Below are 22,938 nucleotides of genomic sequence, written 5' to 3'. Positions count from 1 at the left end.
TCGACTTAGTCCAGGTTGTAAAAACTTGACCACGGTAGTGAATGCTGGTAAAAGATTCGCTTCGTTCCTGCCGGCTTTGTCTTCTGACCTCCGGTATTCCTGTATCCACACGAAAGTATTTAGATTTAGATAATCGAAAGGTGCCCTATGAATAAGTATCGCCCAAACGGAAAAGGAATCCGTGCGCTCCTCACCGTAATCGCTTTTGTTTCCCTCGTCGCGACCGCGTATATAACGTGGCCCGCACAAACTTCGCATGCTGCAACTTCAGAACTATTTTTTTCCGAATACATTGAAGGAAGTTCGAATAATAAGGCACTTGAGATCTACAACGGCACCGGTGCTGCGATAAACCTCGGCACGAACAGCTACAACGTGCAGATGTTCTTCAACGGTAGTACCACGTCCCCATTAACGATAAATCTTACTGGAACGGTAGCGGATGGCGATGTTTTCGTGCTGGCGCAGAGTGCAGCGAACGCGACGATCCTCGCCCAGGCGGATCAGGTAAATGGATCAGGCTGGTTTAACGGCGATGATGCTGTCGTTTTACGTAAAGGCACGACCATTATTGACGTGATCGGTCAGGTAGGATTCGACCCCGGGGCCGAGTGGGGAAGCGGTCTCACTTCAACTGCCGATAATACAATCCGGCGCAAATCGACTGTTTGCGCAGGCGATCCCAACGGAGCCGACGTATTCGATCCATCGATCGAGTGGGATGGGTTTGCCAACGACACCGTCACCGGCCTGGGAATTCACTCAGCCAGCTGCGGCGGCACACCGACGCCAACGCCCACACCGACTCCGACGCCAACCCCAACCCCGACACCCACACCGCCAGCCAATGACGTCGTCATTAGCCAGGTCTACGGCGGAGGCGGCAATACCGGAGCCACGTTAACGCACGACTACATCGAACTCATTAATCATAGCAGTGCTCCGGTTAACCTGAATGGTTGGTCGGTGCAGGCATTTGTGAGCACATCAGGCATGTGGGAAGTTACTCCGCTGCCGAATTTCACCCTCCAGCCTGGTCAATACTTCTTAATTCAAGAATCACAGGGTGCCGGCGGCACGACTGCGCTGCCAACCCCAGACGCGACAGGAACGATTGCGGTGAGTTCCACTTCAACCAAAGTCGCACTCGTCAACAACACAACCCAAATTACGGCCGCCTGTCCTAACGCGGCCGCAGCCGGGATCGTCGATCTCGTCGGATATGGCCCGACGGATTGTTTCGAAGGCGCCGCTCCTGCGCCCGGTCTTAGCAACACGATTGCCAACTTCAGACGCAACGGTGGTTGTTTTGACACCAACCAAAATGCCAATGATTTCGAAACGGGCGAGCCGAATCCGCGCAATAGCTCGTCACCGACGAACAACTGCACGGGTCTTTCGGCTTACGGCACGGCGAACCCGAGCAGCGTCCTCCAGGGGGGGGCGAGCACTCTGACTGTTTACGTGGCTGGGGCTCAGAACCCCGACAGCACAGGCATAACGGTGACGGCGGATCTTTCACAGATTGGAGGCTCGTCAAGTCAATCGTTCGGTGGATCCGGCAACGTCTTCAGTTTCGTTGCCACGGTCCCGGTCAACAATTCGACCGGCATGAAGTCGCTGCCGGTAACGGTCACTGATGCGCAAAGCCGAACGTTCAACACCAACATCGTGCTTAGCGTGCTTCCTCTTATCGCAGATCACATCACGATAAGTCAGGTGTACGGCGGAGGTGGGAACAGCGGAGCGACATACCAAAATGACTATGTCGAACTGTACAACCCAACCGCGAACACAGTTAGCGTTACCGGTTGGTCGCTGCAATACGCTTCAGCGGCGGGTACGTCCTGGACCAACAAACAACCGATTGGCGGAGTAATTGGACCGGGCGAGTACTACCTGATCGCCCTCGCCTCGGGAGGGGCGACCGGCGCACCGTTACCCACGCCTAACATTTCCGGCGGCATCAACATGTCGGCAACGACCGGAAAGATTGCTCTGGTCAGCAATTCCGGTACGCTGGCAGGGGGTTGTCCTTTGGGAACGGATCCGGACATTGTGGATTTTGTCGGTTACGGAGCGACAGCTTCCTGCCGTGAAGGTAGCGCCAATGCTCCCGCGCCGAGTAACACTACGGCGATATTCAGGAAGAACGGCGGCGCGCTCGATTCCGATCAGAATGGGAGCGACTTCCAAACGGGAGCGCCGAATCCGCGCCGAACTGCGCCAATTGTCGAGTTGGGACCGTGGGTGTCTGGAACCTATCCAGGGTCTGACGATAATACGATCCCGTACGATGCGACCATTACGGTCAACTTTAGCGAGCCGGTGACGGTCGACTCTGGTTGGTGGACCATTAACTGCACCGTGACAGGTGCGCATACCAGCGCCACTGAAGCCAACTTCCCCGATCTTAAGAGCTACGCAGTTACTCCGAATGTCAGTTTCCAATTCGGGGAACAGTGCACGGTAACAATCACCGGGACGGCGGTTCATGATGCCGATTCGGATGATGGTGGCGCGGGCACGGACACTCTCTTCGAGGATTACACCTGGACGTTTACGGTAGTAGGTGCTGGCGCGCCGGCCCCTTATCCGCCGAGTGTCCACTTGGCAATGGGTAATCCGTCAAATGCAACTCCATTAACCAGTGACTTTAATAACTTCTTGATGGAGAAGCCCAGCTTTAGCCTTTCTTACAATAGCACCAAGGGAACACCGAACTGGGTGAGCTGGCATTTGGATGACTCCTGGTTTGGGACTCTCGCTCGTGTTGATACCTTCCGTGCCGATCCGAAAGTCGATCCATCCTGGTATCGCGTTCAAGGATGGGACTATGCGGGGACTGGATTCAATCGCGGACACAACGCACCGAATGCAGACCGCGATCACCAGACTCGCATCCCCATCAACCAGGAAACCTTCCTGATGACGAACATGATTCCGCAAGCGCCGTTGCAAAATCAGGGGCCCTGGTCCGCCATGGAGGACGCCCTGCGCGCGGACGTGTCAACTACTAACGAGATGTATATCGTCATGGGCGTTTATGGCGCCGGTGGTACCGGAGACAATGGGTTCGCGACTACGATCGCAGGCGGGAACGTTACGGTTCCGGCCACCATCTGGAAAGTCGTGCTGGATCTGCCAAAGGGAGAAAATGATATCTCGCGAGTGGACTGCTCTACTCGAACTCTGGCGGTGATTATGCCTAACTCGAACGCCGCCAACTCCGATTGGACGACCTACATAACGACGGTGGACGCGGTCGAAGCGTTGACCGGCTACGACTTCTTTTCAAACCTGCCGGAACCGATCCAGCGATGCGTCGAGGCTGGCACAAACGGAAACAATCCACCGCTCGACACCGACGCTGATACTGTTCCGGACAGCAGCGACAATTGTCCGTTCGTGGCTAACACAGACCAGGCAAATAATGACGGCGATTCCGAAGGGGATGCGTGCGATTCGGATGATGACAATGATGGTGTGGCCGACACGGCCGACAATTGTGCACTGGTTGCAAACGCCGACCAGGCCGATGGCGATGGCGACGGCATTGGCAACGCGTGCGATCCCAATCCGAACGATGGGCCGACCGGTGATCTTGATGGGGACGGCGTCGTAAACAATGGTGACAACTGTCCGAATAACGCCAATACCGATCAGGCCGACTTCGATCAAGACGGCACTGGTGACGCGTGCGATGCGGACGACGATAACGACGGAGTCGTTGATACTAGCGATCAGTGTCCAAACACACCGAGCGGAACCCAGGTCAACGCCGCCGGCTGTCCCGATGCTGATGGCGACGGTATCGCTGATTCGGCGGACAACTGTCCGAATACCGTCAATGCCGACCAGGCAGACAACGACAACGACGGCGTGGGCAATGCCTGTGACCCCGACGACGACAATGACTTCGTTCTTGACGCCGTCGACAATTGCCCGTTCGTGGCTAACCCCAACCAGGCTGATGCCGATCAGGATGGAATCGGAGACGCCTGTGATGCTCAAATCGGTCCGCCCACGAATATGGACCAGTGTAAGAATGGCGGGTGGCAGTTCTTCAACTATCCGCGCACGTTCAAAAACCAGGGAGACTGCATTCAGTTTGTGAACACCGGGAAGTAACACACCGGCTCACACGTTCAAGTCTGCCGCAAAAACAACAAGGACTGAGCAGGAAATATCCTGACTCAGTCCTTCGTTTTTTGCTCGAGCCTGGCCTCTTGGGCAGACCGTTGGGGAGTGTCTTATTTTGCTTTTCTCTGTGCATGCTCTGTGGGTTCTCGGTGTCTCCGGGGGTAATTCCTTTTAAGACAATTCACCCCCAGACACAGGCAGTTCCGCAGCGTCCCACAGAGATTTTGAAATGAGACAGTCTCGACGTTACAAAATGCTTGACATCGTTGAACGTCCTTGCTAAAAGACGCACCAAGCGACGTAAATTACCTTAAATAAAACCGAAATCGTGACCTGGTTACGCTTGCCCACCTTACCCTGTCGCCCAACCCAGGCCCCGGTTCCCTTACCAAGAGGAGGTCTAACATGAGTAAGTTGAGATTAATGGCGTCCGCGATTTTCGCGGTCGCAGTGGTGGCCTGTCTCGCAATTTCGGCAACAGGCCAAACAGGAGGTAGTCTCGCAACCGTCAGCGGTGGTGGGTCAGCGGCCAGATGGGACATTACCGCTGCCAACGCCGGAGGCACGTTAACGATTAATTTTCCCGACGGCCGGTCCATTAGAAAAGTCCTCAGCGCAGGTGGCTCACCGTCCATTGCCATCGGGGAGAAGTATTTTGAGGCTCCCCCGGACGGAGTCTATTCGTACGAACTGCAACTCGCATCTGCGCCATCAGATGCGGCCATCAAAGCCCGCGGCAAAGATGACGATCCCGAAGAAGAGCGAGCCGGACGAAAGCGTCCGTCCGTTCCGACGATGACCCAATCCGGATCATTCGCGGTATTTAACGGATCGATTGTTCTTCCCGGTGGCGTCGAAGCGGAGCAGAAGCGCCCCGAGAAGGCTTCGACAGAACCGGCGACTGCACCGGCTCCCAGAGCCACGGCTTCTGCGAAAGTGGTTCAGCGAATTCGGAACAATCACCGGGCGTTCTTTATGTGGGACCAGGTGATTCCCGACGATCTAGTCGTTCAGGGCAGCGCCTGCGTCGGCTTGGATTGTGTGAACAACGAGCCCTTCAACTTTGACACAGTCAGATTGAAGGAGAACAACACTCGCATCCTATTCCTGGACACCAGTACTCAGGGTGGTTTTCCGACCAACGACTGGATCCTTAAGGCGAACGACTCCGGAGGTGGCTCGAGTTACTTCGGGATTGTCGACCATGGAAATGCGGGTACCGGCGCCGAAACCGGAACGATTATCGCTCAGTTCGATGCCGGCGCGACCGCCAACTCGCTTCGGGTCTCAAGCACGGGCCGAGTCGGGCTCAAGACAGCGACGCCAGTGCTCGCGTTGCACATAAACGAGGGGGATACGCCGGACATTCGACTCGAACAGAACGCTGGCGGCGGCTTCGGCTCGCAAACTTGGGACATCGCGGGCAACGAAGCCAACTTCTTCGTCCGCGATGTGACCAGCGGCTCACTTTTGCCGTTTCGCATTCGGCCTGGCGCGCCAACCAGCAGTCTCGACATTTCGGCCGATGGGGATGTCGGTATCGGGACCGCTTCGCCGAACGACAAACTGGACGTTTTCGGCTCCAGTGGGAATCTCGGCGCGCGCATCTCGAATAACGCCAACGCTGCCGGCGATTTCAGCGCCGTCCGGTTTTACCAGGCCGCCGGCGAGAAGGGGGTAATCTTTACTAACCAGGAGAGTATGTTTATCAGGCGTGGCAGCACAGGAGTGCTCGCGTTGAATGATTCAGGCGGCAATGTAGGTATCGGCACGTCAGCGCCGACTGACACGCTTTCGGTCAACGGTACGGCGAGCAAGCCTGGCGGTGGTGCGTGGGCGGTGTTCTCTGACCAACGCCTGAAAAACGTCAAGGGTCGCTACAGCAGCGGCCTGAATGCGGTGATGCGGTTACAGCCGCTTCGCTACAATTACAAACCGAACAACGAGCTCGGCCTGAAATCAGACCAGGAATACGTCGGTTTTGGCGCGCAGGAATTGCAGAAAGTGATTCCCGAAGCCGTGACGACGAATTCCAATGGCTTTTTGCAGGTGAACAACGATCCGATTGTCTGGACGATGCTCAATGCCATCAAAGAGCAGCAGCAACAGATCGCTGATTTGAAAGCAGAAGTTCTAAAACTACAGACCGCTGCGCGGAGACGCAGGCGATAGCCGGCTAGCCGCGATTCACCAAAGGCGCAAGAGCCGACGACATTGTTCGTTAGCACTTGCGCCTTTTTTTGTAGCTACCAGTGGAATCTGTACGAGGTTCAATTTACAAAGCGGCGAAGTTGCACGCTGATCGCGAACCCGATCGCAATGAAGGTGGCGAGCATTGAAGAGAGCCCCGCGCTCATGAGCGGCAAAGGCACGCCGATGACCGGCAGTAGACCAACGGCCATCCCCACGTTGAGGCCTATCTGAAATATCAGGCCGCCCACAATGGCCATGATTACCAGCATGCCCGTGCGGTCACGCGACCGGCGGGCATCAGTAATTAAGCGGGTAAGCAAGACGGCGTAAGCTGCGAGCAGAAGCAGACAGCCGACAAAGCCGGTGGTTTCCGCCGTCACGGCAAAAATAAAATCGGTCTGCGGTTCAGGGAGAAACTTCAAGCTGCTTTGCGAAAATTCTGTGTCGCGCGAACCGATAATTCCTCCCGCGCCGACTGTGACCATCGACTGGTATGTGTGATAGCCGAAGCCGCGTCGGTCCGCGCTCTCAGGGTCGAGGATCACGTTGATGCGTTCAAGCTTGTAACCGCTCAGGATTCCCGTTTTCACGCCCACTACGTAAGCTAATGGTGCGCCCACGATGCATGCCGCCAACACCGCGGCGACGATTCGCATCTTTATCGACGAAAGGAAGATCACAATCGCCAGCAGCGGAAGGTAGGTCAAAGCTTGTCCCGTGTCAGGTTCCAGCAGGATTAAGCCAATCGGTATCGCAAGAATGAGACAGCCCTTCGCGAACTCTTTCCAACCCAACGCGCCCGTGCGGTGCATTCCGAATACCTTGGCAAGCATCAGCACTACGGGAATCTTAACGAACTCAGACGGTTGGAATCGGCCGAGCGGTCCGGGTAATTGAATCCAGCATTGCTGGCCATTCACTTTTACGCCGATGCCGGGGATCAGCACGAGGATCAGGAGAATCAATCCGAGCAGGTAAAATATCGGCGCCAGTTCCACCAGTCTTCGATAATCGCTGAACGCAATCGCTACCATGGCAACCAGCGCGACCACCAGGCCGAGAATCTGTTTCTGCCAGTACGTTTCCGCGGGCACTGCGTTGTGAATTTGCCAGATGCCGAACGCGACGATGAGGATCGCGACCGCTGCGACCAGCCAATCGAAATCTCGAAAGGTTTTTTTCTTTAAAACTTCAACCATTGAGCTTCAATAGGACGTATGGGTCGTATATGTCCCATCAGTCTTAGCGGAGTCACCGAATTTTCAGCGCTATGTTCGTTTTCATCGCGGCGGGCTGGCCGTGTTTTTTGTTGTAGTAGACGTCGTAAACCGCGCGCACGGATGGCGCGCCGAAGCGCGAACCCAGCCCCGCGTTCTCGATCAAAGCGACGCACGCGATCTCCGGCTTATAGGCGGGAGCGTAAGAAACAAACCATGAATGGTCTCGGAATTCGCTGCCTTCTTTGCCGAGGCTGACGACCTGCGCCGTGCCCGTTTTGCCGGCAATGTCGAACCCGGGAATCTTGATTCCCGTCGCCGTTCCTCCCTCGTTGACCACGGCCCACATCGCTTGCACGACGGTCGCGTTTTGCTCGGGAGGAATGCCCAGGTCTTTCGGCTGCGGCCGATCAAAAAATCGTCCGGGGCGCGCTTGTCGCTCGCCGACCGAGCCTACCTGACGAACTTCTTTCAGCAGATGTGGGACGTACATCATGCCCTTCATGCCGATCGACGCGTGCGCGCGGATCAAGGCAATGGGTGTAATCACGTCCTGCCCCTGGCCGAACGACGCGTGAATGGTGTCGATGTCGGTCCACTCGGGTGTTTTCGGATGCAGCTTGGCTTTCAACTCGCGTGACGGCGTGATACTGACGATTTCGTGCGGCAAGTCGATGCCCGTGCGTTTGTCCAACTCGAATTCGCGCACCATCTGCTGCATTCCCTCAAGCTCCATCTTCAATCCGAGCCGGTAGAAATAACCGTCGCAGGACTTCGCAATTGCGATATGCACATTGGGCGAGCCGTGGTTACCGCCCATGCACCGCGTGTGCTTGTTGCCGATCTGGATGCCGCCCGCGCAGAGGATATTCGAGTTATCAACCGTGATATCGCCCTGTTTTAATCCCGCAATTGCCATCAGCGGCTTCCAGGTTGAGCCCGGCGGATATCGACCCTGCACCGCGCGATTGAGCAGCGGTTTGTCAGGATGATTCACTAACGCGGCGTACTCGGCGCGGCCTTCTTTAGTCGTGATGCGTTGGGAAAAAAGGTTCGGATCGAAAGTAGGCGCCGATGCGAGCGCGAGGATCTCGCCATTGTTGGGATCCAACGCGATAATCACGCCACGCCCCTGCGGCGAATTCTTGAGTTCCAATTCGGCGGCTGCCTGCAGATCGCTGTCGATGGTAATGATCAGATCCTGTCCGGGCTGCGGCTCGACACGCGATCGCTCGCTTTGAATGTGGCCGCGACTATCGACGACAACTTCGCGGTAACCATCCCGGCCCCGAAGGAACTCGTCATAGACGGATTCGATTCCATCCTGTCCGATGATGTCACCTGGCTTGTAACCCTTACTCTTGTACCGGGGATCCTCGAGCTGCTCCGGACTAATCTCCTGAACATATCCCAGCACGTGGGCCAGCACGCCGTTCGCCGGATAGCGTCGTTGCGGCGTTTCCTCAACGCGCAGCGCAGGAAGCTCGAGCTGATGCGCATCGACCCAGGCAATGTCGCTGTGGTTCGCTTCTTCTTTAATCACGATCGATTCGAACGCCGGTTGGTTTTTCACCTGGTGAAATCGCTCGCGCAACATTTGCGGATCGATGTTGAGCCCTTGGGCCAGCGGCTGAATCAGCGAATTGCGATCGAGGTGCTTGGTGTCTTCTCGCGAAAGCAGAATGTTGTAGATGGGTCTTGAGTCAACCAACAGCAGTCCGTTGCGATCGATGATCGCGCCGCGTTGCGCGGGAATCGGCAGGCGTCTGAGGCGTTGGTTGACGGCCACCTCGGCGTATTTCGCGCCCTTGACGACTTGCAGAAAGTAGAGGCGCACGGCCAGCACGGCGAGCAGCAACAACACGAGGGCCTGCACGATGCGAAGGCGAATCCTAAGGTTTTGCGAATCGTCGACGAACTTCATGGAAGCCTATTTTACTACCACTGCCGGCTGGTGGTTCTTCTTTTTCTGCCGAACAATCCGGAACTGCGACGAGCGTCGCGGCGCCGGGTTGAGAACTGGCGACGGTTTCTCGCTTTGTCACTGAAGAAATTGTCGTGCACGTAAAGCAGGAGTGTGCCCAGGACAGTTGTCGCGATTAGCTTGTACGACAGCGCCTGCGCAAACGGCATTGAAGTCGACTGTCCCAACAGCCGGTTCATGCCGAAGTAAACGAGATTATCGATGAGCGCCGCCGCCGCGAGCACCGGAATTCGCAGCAGGGTTGTGTCCAGCATGACGCGCGACGCGACGAAGTAAACGGCGTACGCCGTAAGCACTTTTGAAAACCCGCCCGCGCCCAATAACCCGCGGCTTAAAGCATCCGTGGCCAGCCCGGCGATGGCGCCAATGAGCAAAGCGTTAAGTGGCTCGCGCTGCAGCGCGAAATACACCACCATCACCAACACCAGATCAAAGGACGCCAGCGGTTGCCAGATCGCCGCCAACCCGGACGGCAGGGCGATAGCGATCAGCAGCACTATGGCAATTTTCAGTTGGCGCATGGCTGAAAGCGTGAGCAGTGAGCAGTGCGCAGTGCGCAGAGCAGTGGGCAGTGGGCAGTGAGCAGTGAGCAGTCGACTCTCATTGGTAACGAGGCGTCGGGAATAGATCGATTCAGCTTCTTCACGATTTGATTACTTGAGGAGTGTTCGATAATTCGATAGCAGGCGTCGTCCCCGCTGCCCGCCGTTCACTGCCCACCGCTCACTGCGCACTCTTCTTGTCCACGTTCGGGAGAGACTGATCCAATTCCGGAGTCTTCGTCGGGCGATACTGAAGAACTACAACTTCTTTCAAGCGATCGAGGCCGGCGCTTGGCCGGATGTGAATGACCTGGGCCTGCGTAGCAGTACCGGGCCGCAGTTCGACGACCGGCCCGACCGAGTAGCCGGGAGGATAAATCCCATCCTGGCCCGTCGTGTAAACAATATCGCCGAGCTGCACCTTCTCAAGCCCGGAAACATAACGCATGTCCAACAGCCCCTTCTCGCCCATGCCCTTGATCGACCCGACCGCGTTTGACTGGCCGAGTTGGCCCACAACGGCGCCCGTGCCCGACTGCTCATCGGTGATGAGCATGACCTGAGCACTCAAAGGGCTGGTGGAAACGATACGACCGACGATTCCATCGGCGGTGACGACCGGCATATTAATTTCAACGCCTGCCGCGCGGCCTTTATTGATGGTGACTGAGTCGAACCACAGCGACGGATCGCGAGCGATGACCTGCGCCGTCACGGCGGTGTACTGCGTCTGCTCGGTCAGCTTCAGAAGTTTTTCCAGACGGTCAGCTTCCGAGGCTTTAAGCCGCGTGTCGCGCAACTCATTCTGCATCCGTTCGACTTGCGCGCGCAGCTGCTGATTTTCGGTTGAGGCGCGCCGGAGCTCGCCGACGCCGCCGAAGAGACCTCCGACCAGGTTACCGATTGAAGATGCAGTCCACTGAAAGGGATAAGCGATGCTTTGCGCCACCGTACGAATCTTTCGCTGTTTCGTCGATTCGTCGCGCGCATCGTAGGTCATCAGCGCGAAATTCAGCGCCAGCAGCCCAAAAAACCACCAGGGGGCGCGCTGTCGAATTTCACGTTGAGTCCGAATTGCCGCCATGAAAAGCAGATGTCAGAAGTCAGACGTCAGAGATCAGCTGGTCAGTTGTCAGTGTCGGGATGCGCAAGGTCTGGCGTCGCTTTCCGACGTCTGACCTCTGCATTTACGTGCCGGTCGTTAAACTATTGTCCCATTTCACGCGCTTGAGGAGATCGAAATCTGAAAGCATCTTGCCGGTGCCCAGCACCACAGAAGCGAGCGGATCTTCGGCAAGGGAAACAGGCAAACCGGTTTCAATCGATAACCGCTTGTCGAGGTTCTTGAGCAGGGCGCCGCCACCGGTTAGTACGATGCCGCGCTCAACAATGTCCGCGGAAAGTTCCGGCGGCGTGCGTTCCAGCGCCACCCGCACGGCGTTGATGATGGTCGAAACTGAATCCGCCAGCGCTTCGCGAATTTCTTCGTCGGTAATCGTGACGGTTTTCGGAATGCCTTCGATCAAGTTGCGACCGCGAACTTCGTATGACAATTCTTCATCCAACGGAAACGCCGAGCCGAGTTCGATCTTGATCGCTTCGGCCGTGCGCTCACCGATCAGCAAATTGTATTTTCGTTTGATGTACTGAGTGATCGCTTCATCCATCTCGTTGCCGGCGACTCGCACCGAACGCGAATAGACGATGCCGCTCAGACTGATGACAGCGATGTCGGTCGTACCGCCGCCAATGTCCACCACCATGTTGCCGTGCGGCTCAGTAATGGGCAGGCCTGCGCCGATCGCGGCGGCCATCGCTTCTTCAACCAGATAAACTTCGGACGCCTTCGCGCGATACGCCGAATCTTCCACCGCGCGCCGTTCGACCTGAGTGATTTCGGATGGAATGCCGATGACAACGCGGGGGCTCACCCACGTTTTGCCATTGTGAGCTTTGCGAATAAAGTGCTGAAGCATTTTCTCAGTCACTTCAAAGTTCGCAATTACGCCGTCTTTCATCGGACGGATCGCAACGATGTTGCCCGGCGTCCGGCCCAGCATTTCTTTCGCGTCGCGGCCCACGGCTTCGACGGCGTTGGTCACTTTGTTAATAGCGACGATCGACGGTTCAGAAACGACGATGCCGCGACCCTTTGCATAAACCAGCGTGTTTGCGGTGCCAAGATCGATCGCGAGATCGCTGGAAAAAAGGCTGAAAATAGATTTGAAGGCCACTTATTACGATTTCCCTGACTGGAGTTGGAACGCCGGAAGAGGTGAGCGGTTATTTTTCCGTACCAACTTGAAGCCGTCTGACTTCGCGAGCGGGTTCTTCGAAAGCCGCAAAACTCACCGAGGGCAAACAAAGATACAACGATTCGTTCTGTAATGCTATCGGTAAATGAAACCAGCGACGAAAACTTTTGTCGCGGTGCGCGATGTTTGGACCAGGAGCGACAACTCAGCTACAACCGGTCCAGCTTTCGCTCAACCGTTCCGCGTCAGCGATAGCCGATATTGGCTGCGATTGCCATGCGGATCGAACGCAAAGACCGTCACTTCGCGCGTGCCCAGGGCGGCAGTGACCTGAATTTGAAACGCTCCGTCCGGGCCGACTAACGCTTCGCGCCCCAGTGCTGAAATCGTGGTCCCCGGCGCACCGGACCCACGAATGATGTAAAGGTCGCCGCCGAGATACGTCGTGCTGAGTCGCGTCAAGGAAACTGAACCGGAGCCGGTGCTGGGTGTGGCGACTATGAACTTCAGCGGCTCGCTCCAATCGCTTGTCTGTCCGCTCGTCGCGGTGGCGCGCACCCGCCAGAAGTAGGCTCCCGGTCGCAAATCGTTAGCACTGAATTGTGTCGCGTCCAGCCGGTCGCGTTCGATAACTTTGCCTTCCGGCACAAAAAACGGAGAGGTGGCGACTTCGACGCGATAATGCGACGCGAGTCCCGATTGCGGTTTCAACCACCGCAACGCGACATTTGCTGAGCCGTTATTGCCGACAATGATCTTTTCCAGGTCGCCAGGCTGCGCCGGGTGCGGCACTTCGAGAAGCCTTTGCGGTTTAGACATCGTTCCCGACTGGTTAAAAGAAACGTATTCGCCCGAACGCAGAGTAATGGTTTCACCGTTGCGATTCTTGTTTTGAATTGAACCCGCGTTGACGCGAATCTCTTCAGTCCCCTCGGGGTTGACGATGAAGCTGGCCGCACTCTGCGCGCCAACCTGGTTCGTAGCCTTTGGAGTTTCGACCACGTTCTTCGCGCCTTCAGTTTGCTCGTGCGTGCGCACCAGCATCTGACCACTGTCAACGACGACGTGTACGTTTGATTTCTTTCCACCATCTGAAGTCGCGTTGTCGCGAATGATGATCGTACTGTTGGGGCGCACCACTACGGTCGATCCATCCGCCATCGCAATTCGCGCGCGTCCGTCTGCTTGAGTCTGCACCGTGTCGCCGGGATAAAGTTGAGTGTCGCTGCTCGCGAGCACCACTTCACGCGTGGCGGCATGAATCACGCGCACGTCTCCTTCAAATGATTCGAAGCGCGCGCCGGCGGGCAGGTTTGTTTTTAGCGCGACGCGGTTGAAAGGGTTGCCGAATTTCCAGACGTAGAGCGCTGCCGCTGAACCCAGAAGCAGCACCACCGCGATCACAATGGCGAAGTGAACGGCGCGCTTCTGGACGATCCACCAGTCGAATTGAAAGTGGCTTGATTTTGTAGACATCGAACGACGATTGCGCGAGATGAGAGAGGCGGAAAACCCGATAAAGTCGGGATTCGAACAGCCAAACGGAGTTTAACACAGCGCTAGGAGGGGCTCAATAGATAGATTTGACCGGTTTTTGAGCCTTTTTTCTAAGGATCAGCGAACGTAGATGGGGTTCGAAAGGATCCATGGCTTACCTGTCCCAGGTGGCGGCAGCGAGTCGAGATAGACCTCAACGCGGTAAATGCCGGCAGCCGTTACGGGAAATCGCACCGTCGTCCCCGCCGATTGATCGAGGGCGACGCCGTTTCTTAGCAGGACAAAGCGGCTGGCGACAGGGGCTCTAGCGATTAATTCGAGGGGCTGAAGGTACGCAGTTTCATCGCCCATCATCGCTTGTGATTGCAGCGCACGAAAATCAAAACCCGCCGCATCGCCGAAGATGTCGAAGGAAACGTAGCAGTGCCCGAGCGACAGTGCCTCGAGCAACGATTCACGCGTGAGCGGTTTATCCTTTTGGACCAACACGTGGGTTCGAACGGTGCGAAAGCTTCGCTCATACGGATCCAACTTCACACCCACAAGCTGCCTGCCGGTTGCATCAGTGAGTCCGAAACCAACATTCGAATGCGCATCGTTGCCGCCGACGGCCACCAGTCGGCGATTGCTCGACGACATTGCCTCGTCCCAGCGTTTCAAGTCTTCCGTCGGACGCGCGAAAAAGTTTGCGAACATCAGATCGGGATAACTACGATATGACCAAAGCCCGTCAAAGAATGTTACCAACCGATTAATCCGCTTCGTGTTCGTGAAGAGGTTATAGATCTCGACACCGTCCACTGGGTTCGCTTGCCAGGTGCTCGACTCTGTTGGGTATGCCGCAAACGCTAAACCCTGATTCGCCTTTTGCTGGTCAACGACATCCTTCGTTGAGCGTCTTTCGTTAGCGTTTGGCGGAGCAGGAATTAATAGCAGTCGATCGCCGTCGGCCGTCGCCACTTCATTTCCGTTCACGAACAGAATGCCGGCATGTACTCCGCTCAACGTCATGGCCGCGGTGTCGAACTCAGCTTGCGGATGCTCGGTCATGATCACAAAGTCGAGATCGTTTGATTTCGCCGCCGCGATCAACTCTGCGAAAGTTCCGCTGCTGTGCCCGCCGAGTGCCGTGTGGACGTGAATGACGCCCTTGTAATCGATGTATTCACTCGCCGTCTCGTTTGGACTTCGCTGAGACGCGAGTTGCTGAATCGTATTCTGCAGACGCTTCAGGCGATACCGGCGATACGCAAACGGCGTCTGCGACAATGCGAGAATTACGAGCAGGGCGAGTACGAACTTGCGGCGACGGGTCATTGATTCAGGGTGCTTCGGCTCGCAGGCGCCGGAGTTGTTCGTTCAGCAATTCCCACACGCGACGGACGTGTGCTTCAGTCGTGCGGATGTTGCCGATGGAAAGCCGCAGCACCAGTTTGTCGTTGAGTTTTGTGTGCGAAAGAAAGGCTTTACCCGTCGCGTTCACGGCATGCATGACGGTTTCATTCAGGATATCCCCTCGTTTACCGGCTTCGCCTGACTGGCCACCGCCCGAATTTGCGCGAAAACAAACCAGCGCGAACGGTACGGGCGCCATCAGTTCCCAATCCCGCGAGTCTTCAACCCACGACGCGAACAGCTTTGCCAGCCGGACGTGTTCGCGAATGCGGGCGGCCAGTCCTTCGTGACCGAAGTAACGGATGATCATCCAAAGTTTCAACGCGCGAAAGCGACGACCAAGCTGAATGCCATACTCCGAATGATTGATGACGGTATTGCGTTCTGCTTCAGAAGTGCGCAGGACCTCGATCACTAACGAAAACGCGCGATGCAGGATTTCCATGTGACGGCAAAACAGTACCGACAGGTCGAAGGGTGTGAATAACCATTTGTGCGGATTCAACGTGAACGAATCCGCACGTTCGCAGCCGTCAAACAGATGCCGTAGTTCCGGGACGATCGCGGCTGAGCCGGCGTACGCTGCGTCGATGTGCAGCCAAAGTTTCTCGCGTTCACAAATATCCGCGATGGCTGAGACAGGATCGATGCTGCTGGTCGAAGTTGTGCCCACGGTGGCCACCACAGCGAATGGCAGCAACCCCTTTTCCCTGTCGTCTTGAATTGCGTTGCTAAGAGCCGATGTGTCCATGCGGAACTCGGCGTCCGCCGCAATCTTGCGCACTGAGCGCTGGCCGAGTCCCAGAGTCATCGCAGCTTTGTCGACCACAGAGTGTGCGTGCTCTGAAGTGTAGACGCGGAGAAGTGGTAAGTCGGGACGCCCGGTCATGCCGTCTTCGCGAATCCGCAAACTGAGATTCTCGCGCGCGGCCGCTAACGCATGAAGCGTCGAAACCGAAGCGGTGTCGTAGATGATCCCACCGAACGTGGGCGGCAGTCCCATCATCTGCCGCAGCCAATCAAGAGTTACGTCTTCCAGTTCGGTAGCGGCGGGCGCGGCGCGCCAGTTCAAAGCCTTCGTATCAAACGCCGCGGACAATAACTCGGCAAAAATTCCCGGCGCGGAAGTTGAGGTGGCGAAGTAAGCGAAGAATGAAGGATGGCTCCAGTGAGTGAGCGCGGGAACGATTAGCCGATCAACGTCGGCCAGGATCGCTTCCATCGATTCGCCTTTTTCCGGTGGCGAAGCTGGCAATTGCGATTTCAGTTCGCCGGGTTCGACCTGCGCCAAGACAGGCAGATCATCGATGTGTTCGAAGTAATCGGAGATCCAATCGATGAGCTCATGGCCGTGGCGACGGAATTCCTCGGCCGGCATATCGCCTAACGGTGATGCTTTCCGCCTCTCTGGCTTCGGGTCGGACATGGGCGATCAGAACCCCAGGGGCTGTAAAGGCCTTGGCTCGGTGCCTTCGAAGAACCAGCTCGCGCCGACCTTCAGCCGATGGTGCCATGTAGGCAAACGCGCGGTGTACATCGCGAAACGTGCCTGGCGGGCGAGCGGTCCGGCCATGACTTTGCCGGCTGAGAGGACCGCGGCGTGTTCCGTGCCCAGGCTAATCGCTTCGCCCAGCTCAACAAAGTGTTTCGTCTTGAGCTCGTCGCCGCTCAAAGAAGCGCGCACGTTGCGCGCGCATAGATGCGCCTGCTGCAATGCGAGCTGGGCTGTTCCGGCAAGCGTCGGCGGGACGTCCGTGAAAGAGGCGATATCGCCAAGGGTGAAAACATTTGGGTGATTGCGAACTTGCAGGGTCGGTTCGACGATTATCAGTCCGCGTTTATCCTTTTCGACTTTGAGGTTCTCAATGAGCGGATTCATGCGCACACCCGCCACCCAAACGACGTCCGCAACTTCAATATCACTTTCGCGCCCGTTGTGTTCCAGGGTCAGTACGTTCGGCGCGACTCGCGCGACGCGCGTCTGCGTGTGAATCTCGATGCGCTGTTCTAACAGCTCGCGCTCAACATGTTCCCGAATCTCGTCTCCCATACCCGGCACCAGTCGATCGGCCATTTCGATGATAATGACGCGCGGCTCACCGCGTAGCGCGCGGCGCTTCACGGCGTCGCGCAGCAGATCGGCCATCTTGGTCGCCAGCTCAACGCCACTCGCTCCTCCGCCCACGACAGCGAATGTCAGCGCTGCCCGGGTGTCCTGCGGGGCGGCATCCGGCTGAATGCGATCAAGGGCTTCGGTCAGGCGTCGCCGCAAGTGATTAGCGTCGGCGATCGTCCGAAAAGGAAGGCTGAATTGTTCGGCGCCTTCAACGCCCCAGTAATTCGTCGTTGCGCCGAGTGCCAGCACCAGCGCGTCGGAAGTCAGCGGCGCGGCGCGGCCTTCAATTGTCACCGAGCGCTGATCCAGGTCGATCGATGTGACGGCGCCACGCACCAGCTTCACGTCATCAAGCAGCTCGGAATAATTCGGTGCAATGTGCCAGGCTTCGACTTCGCCGCTCAAGTACTCGTAAAGCATCGGTTTGAAGGTGAAGTGGTCTTCGTCGCTAACGAGTATGATTTCCCCGTCTCCGGCGAGATCGAGCGCCGTAAATAACCCGCCGAAGCCGCCGCCAAGGATTAGGATTTTCGCGTCTTTTTTAGCCATTTATCCGTATTCAACCGTCCCGCAAACGAGTCGGAGATGTTAACAGACAAGCCTCCTACGGCACAGTAGGCGGCCCGGACCCTCGAACTGCCCGTGGCTGGACACTCAGGCAGCCGGATGTTAACTTCTCTGCGATATTAAATTCTTTGCGGTTTTGCCGAAGAATCGGCATTACTGCGGTTCAGGAGGCCATCTTTAAGCAGTGGCATTAGCAAAAGAAGCGAAGGAAAAAATCGTCACCGATTTTCGGACGCACGACAGCGACACGGGGTCACCCCAAATACAAATCGCGCTCTTGAGTCAGCGTATCAACGAACTCACCGAGCATTTCAAGACACATAAGAAGGACAATCATTCGCGGCGCGGCCTGTTAAAGATGGTCTCGCATCGTCGAAGTTTGCTCGATTACTTGAAGAAGACGAACATACAGCAGTACCACGAAGTCGTCGGACGACTGGGCCTGCGTCGTTAATCGTTAGTCGAAAACAACCTAAGGAGAGATTCGACTCTCCGGTAGAACAAGCCCGCGCCATTCGAAGGCCTGCGACCGAGCCGAACGTGACGGCGATATCGAGGAGACAGGCGGCGCGAAGCACAAACAAAACCGAAAGGCGGCAAGAGCTTCACGGGTAAAGGCTCTGCCGCCTTCATTTTTATTTGGAGCGCTGACTTGCCGGCGCTTTCCAGCGGCGGCCGAGTCGCCGTCCTCCAAAGTAACCAAAGTCGCAGCGGATGAGACGTTGCGTGACTGGCTGATACCAGACGCCAGCCGTCGTCAAAAGGAGACGATCAAAAATGACAGTCAAAAAGTATTTGAAAGAATCAATCAGAGTCGGCGATCGCGATTTCACCGTAGAAGTAGGTCGCGTTGCCAAACAGGCAGACGGATCTTGTGTGATTCGTTATGGAGACACGATGTTGTTGTGCGCCGCCGTCGGCGCTTTGACGCCGCGTGAAGGGGTAGATTTCTTCCCGCTCACCGTCGAGTATCGTGAAGCGTTCTTTGCGGCGGGCCGCATTCCCGGCAACTATTTCCGACGCGAAGGCCGGCCCAATGAAAAGGAAGTCATTACCTGCCGGTTGATCGATCGGCCTTGCCGGCCGCTTTTCACCGAAGGTTATCGGAATGAAACTCAGGTGGTGGCCTCGGTCATTTCCGCTGACCCGGAAAACAATCCTGATGTTTTGGCGATTACCGGCGCGTCCTGCGCGCTTTACCTTTCCGACATTCCATTTCCGAACCCGATTGCCGGCGTGCGCGTTGGCTTGATCGACGGCCGGTACGTGGTGAATCCGACTTACGCCGAGATTCGCGAATCAAAACTCAACCTGATCGTGGCCGGCACGGAAGAGGCCATCGTCATGGTCGAAGCGGGCGCCGACGAAGTTTCCGAGGCCATCATGGTCGAAGCGTTGATGTTGGCGCACAAGGAAATCAACCGGCTGTGCCGTTGGCAGAAAGAACTTTACAAGGCCCTCGGCATTGAGAAGCGCGCGGTTGAGCCGCCAGTCTTGAACGAGGAAATGGTCGGCGAAATCGAAAGAAATTACGCGGACCGGTTACGGGCCGCCCTCGACACGACGGGCCAGGAAAAACGGTCGAGTTATGCCGCCGTCGATGCGCTGAAAAAGGAAGTAGTCGAAGGTTATCCGGCAGACGAACCCGAAAAGCGGCAGATGTCGAAGAAAATTTTCGACCATCTGAAGGAGAAGATTTTCCGCGACGACATTCTGAATCATCGTCGCCGACCGGACGGCCGTCGCTTTTCAGAGATTCGGGCCATCAACTGCGAAGTTGGTTGGCTGCCGCGGACTCATGGCTCGGCGCTGTTTACGCGCGGCGAGACCCAGGCGTTGGTCACCACCACGCTCGGGACGAAAGAAGACGAACAGTTCATGGACGATCTCGAAAAGGGCGAGATCAAGCGACGCTTCATGCTGAACTACAACTTCCCGCCCTATTCAGTAGGCGAAACGGGACGCTTCGGCAGTCCGGGTCGGCGCGAAATCGGCCACGGCGCACTCGCACGTCGCGCGCTCGAGGCGGTCCTGCCTGACGACACGACGTTCCCGTACACGATCCGGCTCGTTTCTGACATCACCGAATCGAACGGTTCATCGTCGATGGCTTCGGTCTGCGGGGGCGCGTTGTCGATGATGGATGCGGGCGTGCCGCTGAAAGCATCCGTCGCAGGCGTGGCGATGGGCCTTGTCATGGAGGGCAACAAGTACGCGATTCTGACGGACATCGCCGGCGCCGAAGATCACTACGGCGACATGGACTTCAAAGTCGCCGGCACGCCCGACGGAATCACGGCGTTGCAGATGGACATCAAGATCACCGGTGTTAATGCCCAGATCATGGCTGAGGCGCTGGAGCAGGCAAAGAAGGGTCGTCTGTACATTCTCGGCCTGATGGAGCAAGCGCTGCCCGAGGCACGTGCCTCAATTTCGGAGCATGCGCCGCGCATCATCAAGATCAAGATCAATCCGGACAAGATTCGCGACGTCATCGGACCAGGCGGCAAGGTCATCCGCGCTTTGGTTGAGGAAACCGGCGCAAAGATCGATGTCGAAGATGACGGCACCGTCTCAATTGCGACTGCGGATGGGGCGGCGGCTGAGGCTGCGGTCGCTCGAATTAAGGGCCTGACCGCTGATGCCGAAGTCGGCGCCACCTACGTCGGAACGGTGAGCCGCATCGTTGATTTCGGCGCCTTCGTCGAAATCTTCCCCGGCACTGACGGCCTGTTGCACATCTCGGAAATCGCCGACCGGCGCATCCGCGACGTGCGTGACGAGCTGAAAGAAGGCCAGCAAATCATGGTCAAGTGCATCGGCAAGGAAGGCAACAAAATTAAGCTTTCCCGCAAGGCCGTCCTCCGTGACGAAGCCCAGCATGCCGACGCTGCCAGCGGTCACGAGTAATCCTAAACTCCCTCTCCCGCTGGGAGAGGGCCGGGGTGAGGGAGCGCAGCTTTAGCGACAGAGGAAAGACCTATTTTTCTTTTTTAGTTTTCGCGCTAAGCCCTCACCCTAACCCTCTCCCAGCGGGAGAGGGAACCTCACGTTCACCCGCTCTTATTTTGTGGCGTTTTTTCCTCCGTAAGTCCTTCCCGAAACTGGAATAGCCCCGACATTCACCCTGTTTTCTTAAAAGGAAAACAAGCCCCTTTGGGTTTTGCAGGCTTGTACCCGCAGCAGGCTGCCTCGCTGTGTCTCAAAAAATGACCAAATTTCCTAATCCGAGTGCCTGAGACAAACGCAGCCGAAGACTTCAGGAGGGAGTTGCCTAACCAATGAGAGGTCGTATTTTCCGCCAATTTAGCACGGTCGCCAGCCTTTTGCTGTTGGTCGCAGTGCCCACCCAGGCGAGTCCAATCAAATTTGCCGATGTCGTAAACGTCATGGGCGACCTGCACCGCGGTCATCAGACCGAACAGTTGCGGTTGCGGGTAACACAAGACCCCGCCGCCCCTTTGAACGTCCGCAGTAACGTCGCGACGTCAAACGCAACGGGCGTTTCACCCGCCACGGATGAAAATGTCGTCACGGCTTCGAACGAACTGGCAGCAACCGAGAATTCCAGTACAACCACTTCGCTGGTGGCCGGGACCGACATCGCGCCGCAACAGCCGCAAGGTGACGTGCAGGTCTTCGACCAGGATCAGGTCAGTGGTACGATTTGCGACTGTGGCGAGATTCCGGCCGTGGGTGGCGGCTTTCCCAAGTGGCCATTCCTTCTGTTAATTCCTCTCGTTTGTCTGACGGGTATCTGCTTCGACGACGATGAGAAGAAGAAGGTTCCGACACCGACGCCTACTCCGGAAGTGCCCGAGCCGGCTTCGCTGTTGCTGTTGGGTTCCGGCATCGCGGCCCTAAGCGCTGGCGCGCGCCGCCGTTACGCGAAAATGAAAGCGGCCAAAGAAGCAGCGACCATGGCGGAGGTGTAAAGATGACTAAGAAAAACTTCATGGTCACCCCAATGTTTAAGTTTGCAATCACCGCAATGATTGCGCTGGCGTTCGCCCTGGTTTGCACCTCGTCAACCGCTTATGCGAAGAAACGAGTGAAGTACGGCACGCTTGAATTCTCGACAACCCCCGCCGGCATGCCGATTAGCATTGACGGCCGGCCGGAAGGCACGACGACGACTGACGTTCGCGTTCTTCAGCTTGAGCCCGGCCGTCACACGGTCGAGATCACTCTGCCGAATGGCGGACGCTGGGTGCGGGACTTCGAAATTGAACGCTCGCGACGTCTTTGCCTTAACCTGAATTTCATCCCGAAGAAATACACGGTCACCACGTCTCCATGCCCCTATCCGGTAATCGTTTCCTCGCCACCGACAGTTGACGATGGCGATCTGATTACGTTTGCCGCTGACGTTTCTTACAGCGGGACCGCGCCATTGAATTACACATGGACCGTTTCGCCGGCTGAAGCGCGGGTAGTTAGTGGCGCCGGCACGCCGACGATCACAGTGGATTCCACCGGACTCGGGAATCAGCGGGTCACGGCGGTCCTGGTTGTTGATGACGGGTCGGGTGAACCGGCTTGCCGTCAAACGGCGCAGGCTGCAACGAACGTGACGAAAAAGGAAATCCCGGTGCCTGAATGCCGCATGTTCGATCAGTTCCCGTCGACCGCTTTCGATGACACGAAAGCTCGTCTCGACAACCTGGGGATCGAGCTGCAAAACAGTCCGGACATCACGGCGTACATCTTCGTCTATGCCGGCCGCACGAGCCGCGTGGGTCAGGCCGATGCACTCGGACGGCGCGCGATGGACTATATGGTCAACGAGCGTGGTGTAGATTCACGGCGCATCAACATGATCAATGGAGGCTACCGCGAGGAAGACTACATTGAAATCTGGGTCTGCCCGCCGGGAGCGAAAGCACCGCAGCCTTCGCCCACCGTGCAGCCCGGTGACGCGCAGCCAAGTGGAGAACGGACGCGGCCCCGACGCCCGCGCCGCCCGCGAGGTGAGTAACAGAGCGCCCTTGAACGTGGGCCATTCGCGAAGGCAGGTGACGACGCCCCC

Annotated in this window: 15 protein-coding genes; 6 read left to right on the top strand and 9 right to left on the bottom strand. The window is 56.9% G+C overall.

Going from position 1 to position 22,938, the window contains the following annotated elements:
- The first annotated feature begins 147 nt into the window (after positions 1–147).
- Together VFX97_08830 and VFX97_08825 are read left to right on the top strand one after the other, a co-directional pair.
- Positions 148–4,131: a thrombospondin type 3 repeat-containing protein gene (locus tag VFX97_08830; protein HEX5703286.1), complete on the top strand. Its 3,984-nt coding sequence runs from the start codon at positions 148–150 to the stop codon at positions 4,129–4,131.
- Positions 4,132–4,548: 417 nt separating this feature from the next.
- Positions 4,549–6,315 carry a tail fiber domain-containing protein gene (locus VFX97_08825; protein ID HEX5703285.1) on the top strand — a complete coding sequence of 589 codons (1,767 nt, stop codon included), beginning with the start codon at positions 4,549–4,551 and terminating at the stop codon, positions 6,313–6,315.
- Positions 6,316–6,413: 98 nt separating this feature from the next.
- Here the strand turns inward: VFX97_08825 and VFX97_08820 are convergent, their stop codons facing one another.
- The 9 genes from VFX97_08820 to VFX97_08780 all read right to left on the bottom strand — a co-directional run bounded on the left by VFX97_08820 (position 6,414) and on the right by VFX97_08780 (position 17,891).
- Positions 6,414–7,535, bottom strand: a complete 1,122-nt coding sequence (locus VFX97_08820; protein ID HEX5703284.1) for an FtsW/RodA/SpoVE family cell cycle protein — start codon at positions 7,533–7,535, stop codon at positions 6,414–6,416.
- 52 nt (positions 7,536–7,587) lie between these two features.
- Positions 7,588–9,477: a penicillin-binding protein 2 gene (mrdA, locus tag VFX97_08815; GenBank protein HEX5703283.1), complete on the bottom strand. Its 1,890-nt coding sequence runs from the start codon at positions 9,475–9,477 to the stop codon at positions 7,588–7,590.
- Positions 9,478–9,491: 14 nt separating this feature from the next.
- On the bottom strand, positions 9,492–10,058 hold the full coding sequence (gene mreD / locus VFX97_08810) for a rod shape-determining protein MreD (GenBank protein HEX5703282.1): 567 nt from the start codon (positions 10,056–10,058) through the stop codon (positions 9,492–9,494).
- A 202-nt stretch (positions 10,059–10,260) separates the two neighbouring features.
- Complete coding sequence (gene mreC, locus VFX97_08805) at positions 10,261–11,163, bottom strand: rod shape-determining protein MreC (GenBank protein HEX5703281.1); 903 nt, start codon at positions 11,161–11,163, stop codon at positions 10,261–10,263.
- 103 nt (positions 11,164–11,266) lie between these two features.
- Positions 11,267–12,313: a rod shape-determining protein gene (locus VFX97_08800; protein ID HEX5703280.1), complete on the bottom strand. Its 1,047-nt coding sequence runs from the start codon at positions 12,311–12,313 to the stop codon at positions 11,267–11,269.
- A 252-nt stretch (positions 12,314–12,565) separates the two neighbouring features.
- Complete coding sequence (locus tag VFX97_08795) at positions 12,566–13,810, bottom strand: FecR domain-containing protein (GenBank protein ID HEX5703279.1); 1,245 nt, start codon at positions 13,808–13,810, stop codon at positions 12,566–12,568.
- 138 nt (positions 13,811–13,948) lie between these two features.
- Entirely contained in the window at positions 13,949–15,148 is a 1,200-nt protein-coding gene (locus VFX97_08790) for a hypothetical protein (GenBank protein ID HEX5703278.1), read from the bottom strand.
- Between the two features lie 4 nt (positions 15,149–15,152).
- Positions 15,153–16,652 carry a pyridoxal-dependent decarboxylase gene (locus VFX97_08785; GenBank protein ID HEX5703277.1) on the bottom strand — a complete coding sequence of 500 codons (1,500 nt, stop codon included), beginning with the start codon at positions 16,650–16,652 and terminating at the stop codon, positions 15,153–15,155.
- A gap of 6 nt (positions 16,653–16,658) precedes the next feature.
- Positions 16,659–17,891, bottom strand: a complete 1,233-nt coding sequence (locus VFX97_08780) for an NAD(P)/FAD-dependent oxidoreductase (protein HEX5703276.1) — start codon at positions 17,889–17,891, stop codon at positions 16,659–16,661.
- Between the two features lie 202 nt (positions 17,892–18,093).
- Here VFX97_08780 and rpsO point away from each other — a divergent pair, with 202 nt between their 5' ends.
- The 4 genes from rpsO (at position 18,094) to VFX97_08760 (ending at position 22,887) form a co-directional block, all read left to right on the top strand.
- The gene (gene rpsO, locus VFX97_08775) at positions 18,094–18,363 is read left to right on the top strand and encodes a 30S ribosomal protein S15 (GenBank protein HEX5703275.1); all 270 of its coding nucleotides are present in this window, start codon (positions 18,094–18,096) and stop codon (positions 18,361–18,363) included.
- Between the two features lie 323 nt (positions 18,364–18,686).
- Entirely contained in the window at positions 18,687–20,819 is a 2,133-nt protein-coding gene (gene pnp / locus VFX97_08770; GenBank protein HEX5703274.1) for a polyribonucleotide nucleotidyltransferase, read from the top strand.
- Between the two features lie 371 nt (positions 20,820–21,190).
- Entirely contained in the window at positions 21,191–21,844 is a 654-nt protein-coding gene (locus VFX97_08765; GenBank protein HEX5703273.1) for a PEP-CTERM sorting domain-containing protein, read from the top strand.
- 2 nt (positions 21,845–21,846) lie between these two features.
- Positions 21,847–22,887, top strand: a complete 1,041-nt coding sequence (locus VFX97_08760; protein HEX5703272.1) for a PEGA domain-containing protein — start codon at positions 21,847–21,849, stop codon at positions 22,885–22,887.
- The last annotated feature ends 51 nt before the right edge of the window (positions 22,888–22,938 follow it).

The organism is Pyrinomonadaceae bacterium (assembly GCA_036277115.1).
Lineage (GTDB): Bacteria > Acidobacteriota > Blastocatellia > Pyrinomonadales > Pyrinomonadaceae > UBA11740.
Note: the sequence above shows the minus strand (reverse complement) of the source record. Positions and strands in the feature narration are given on the sequence as shown.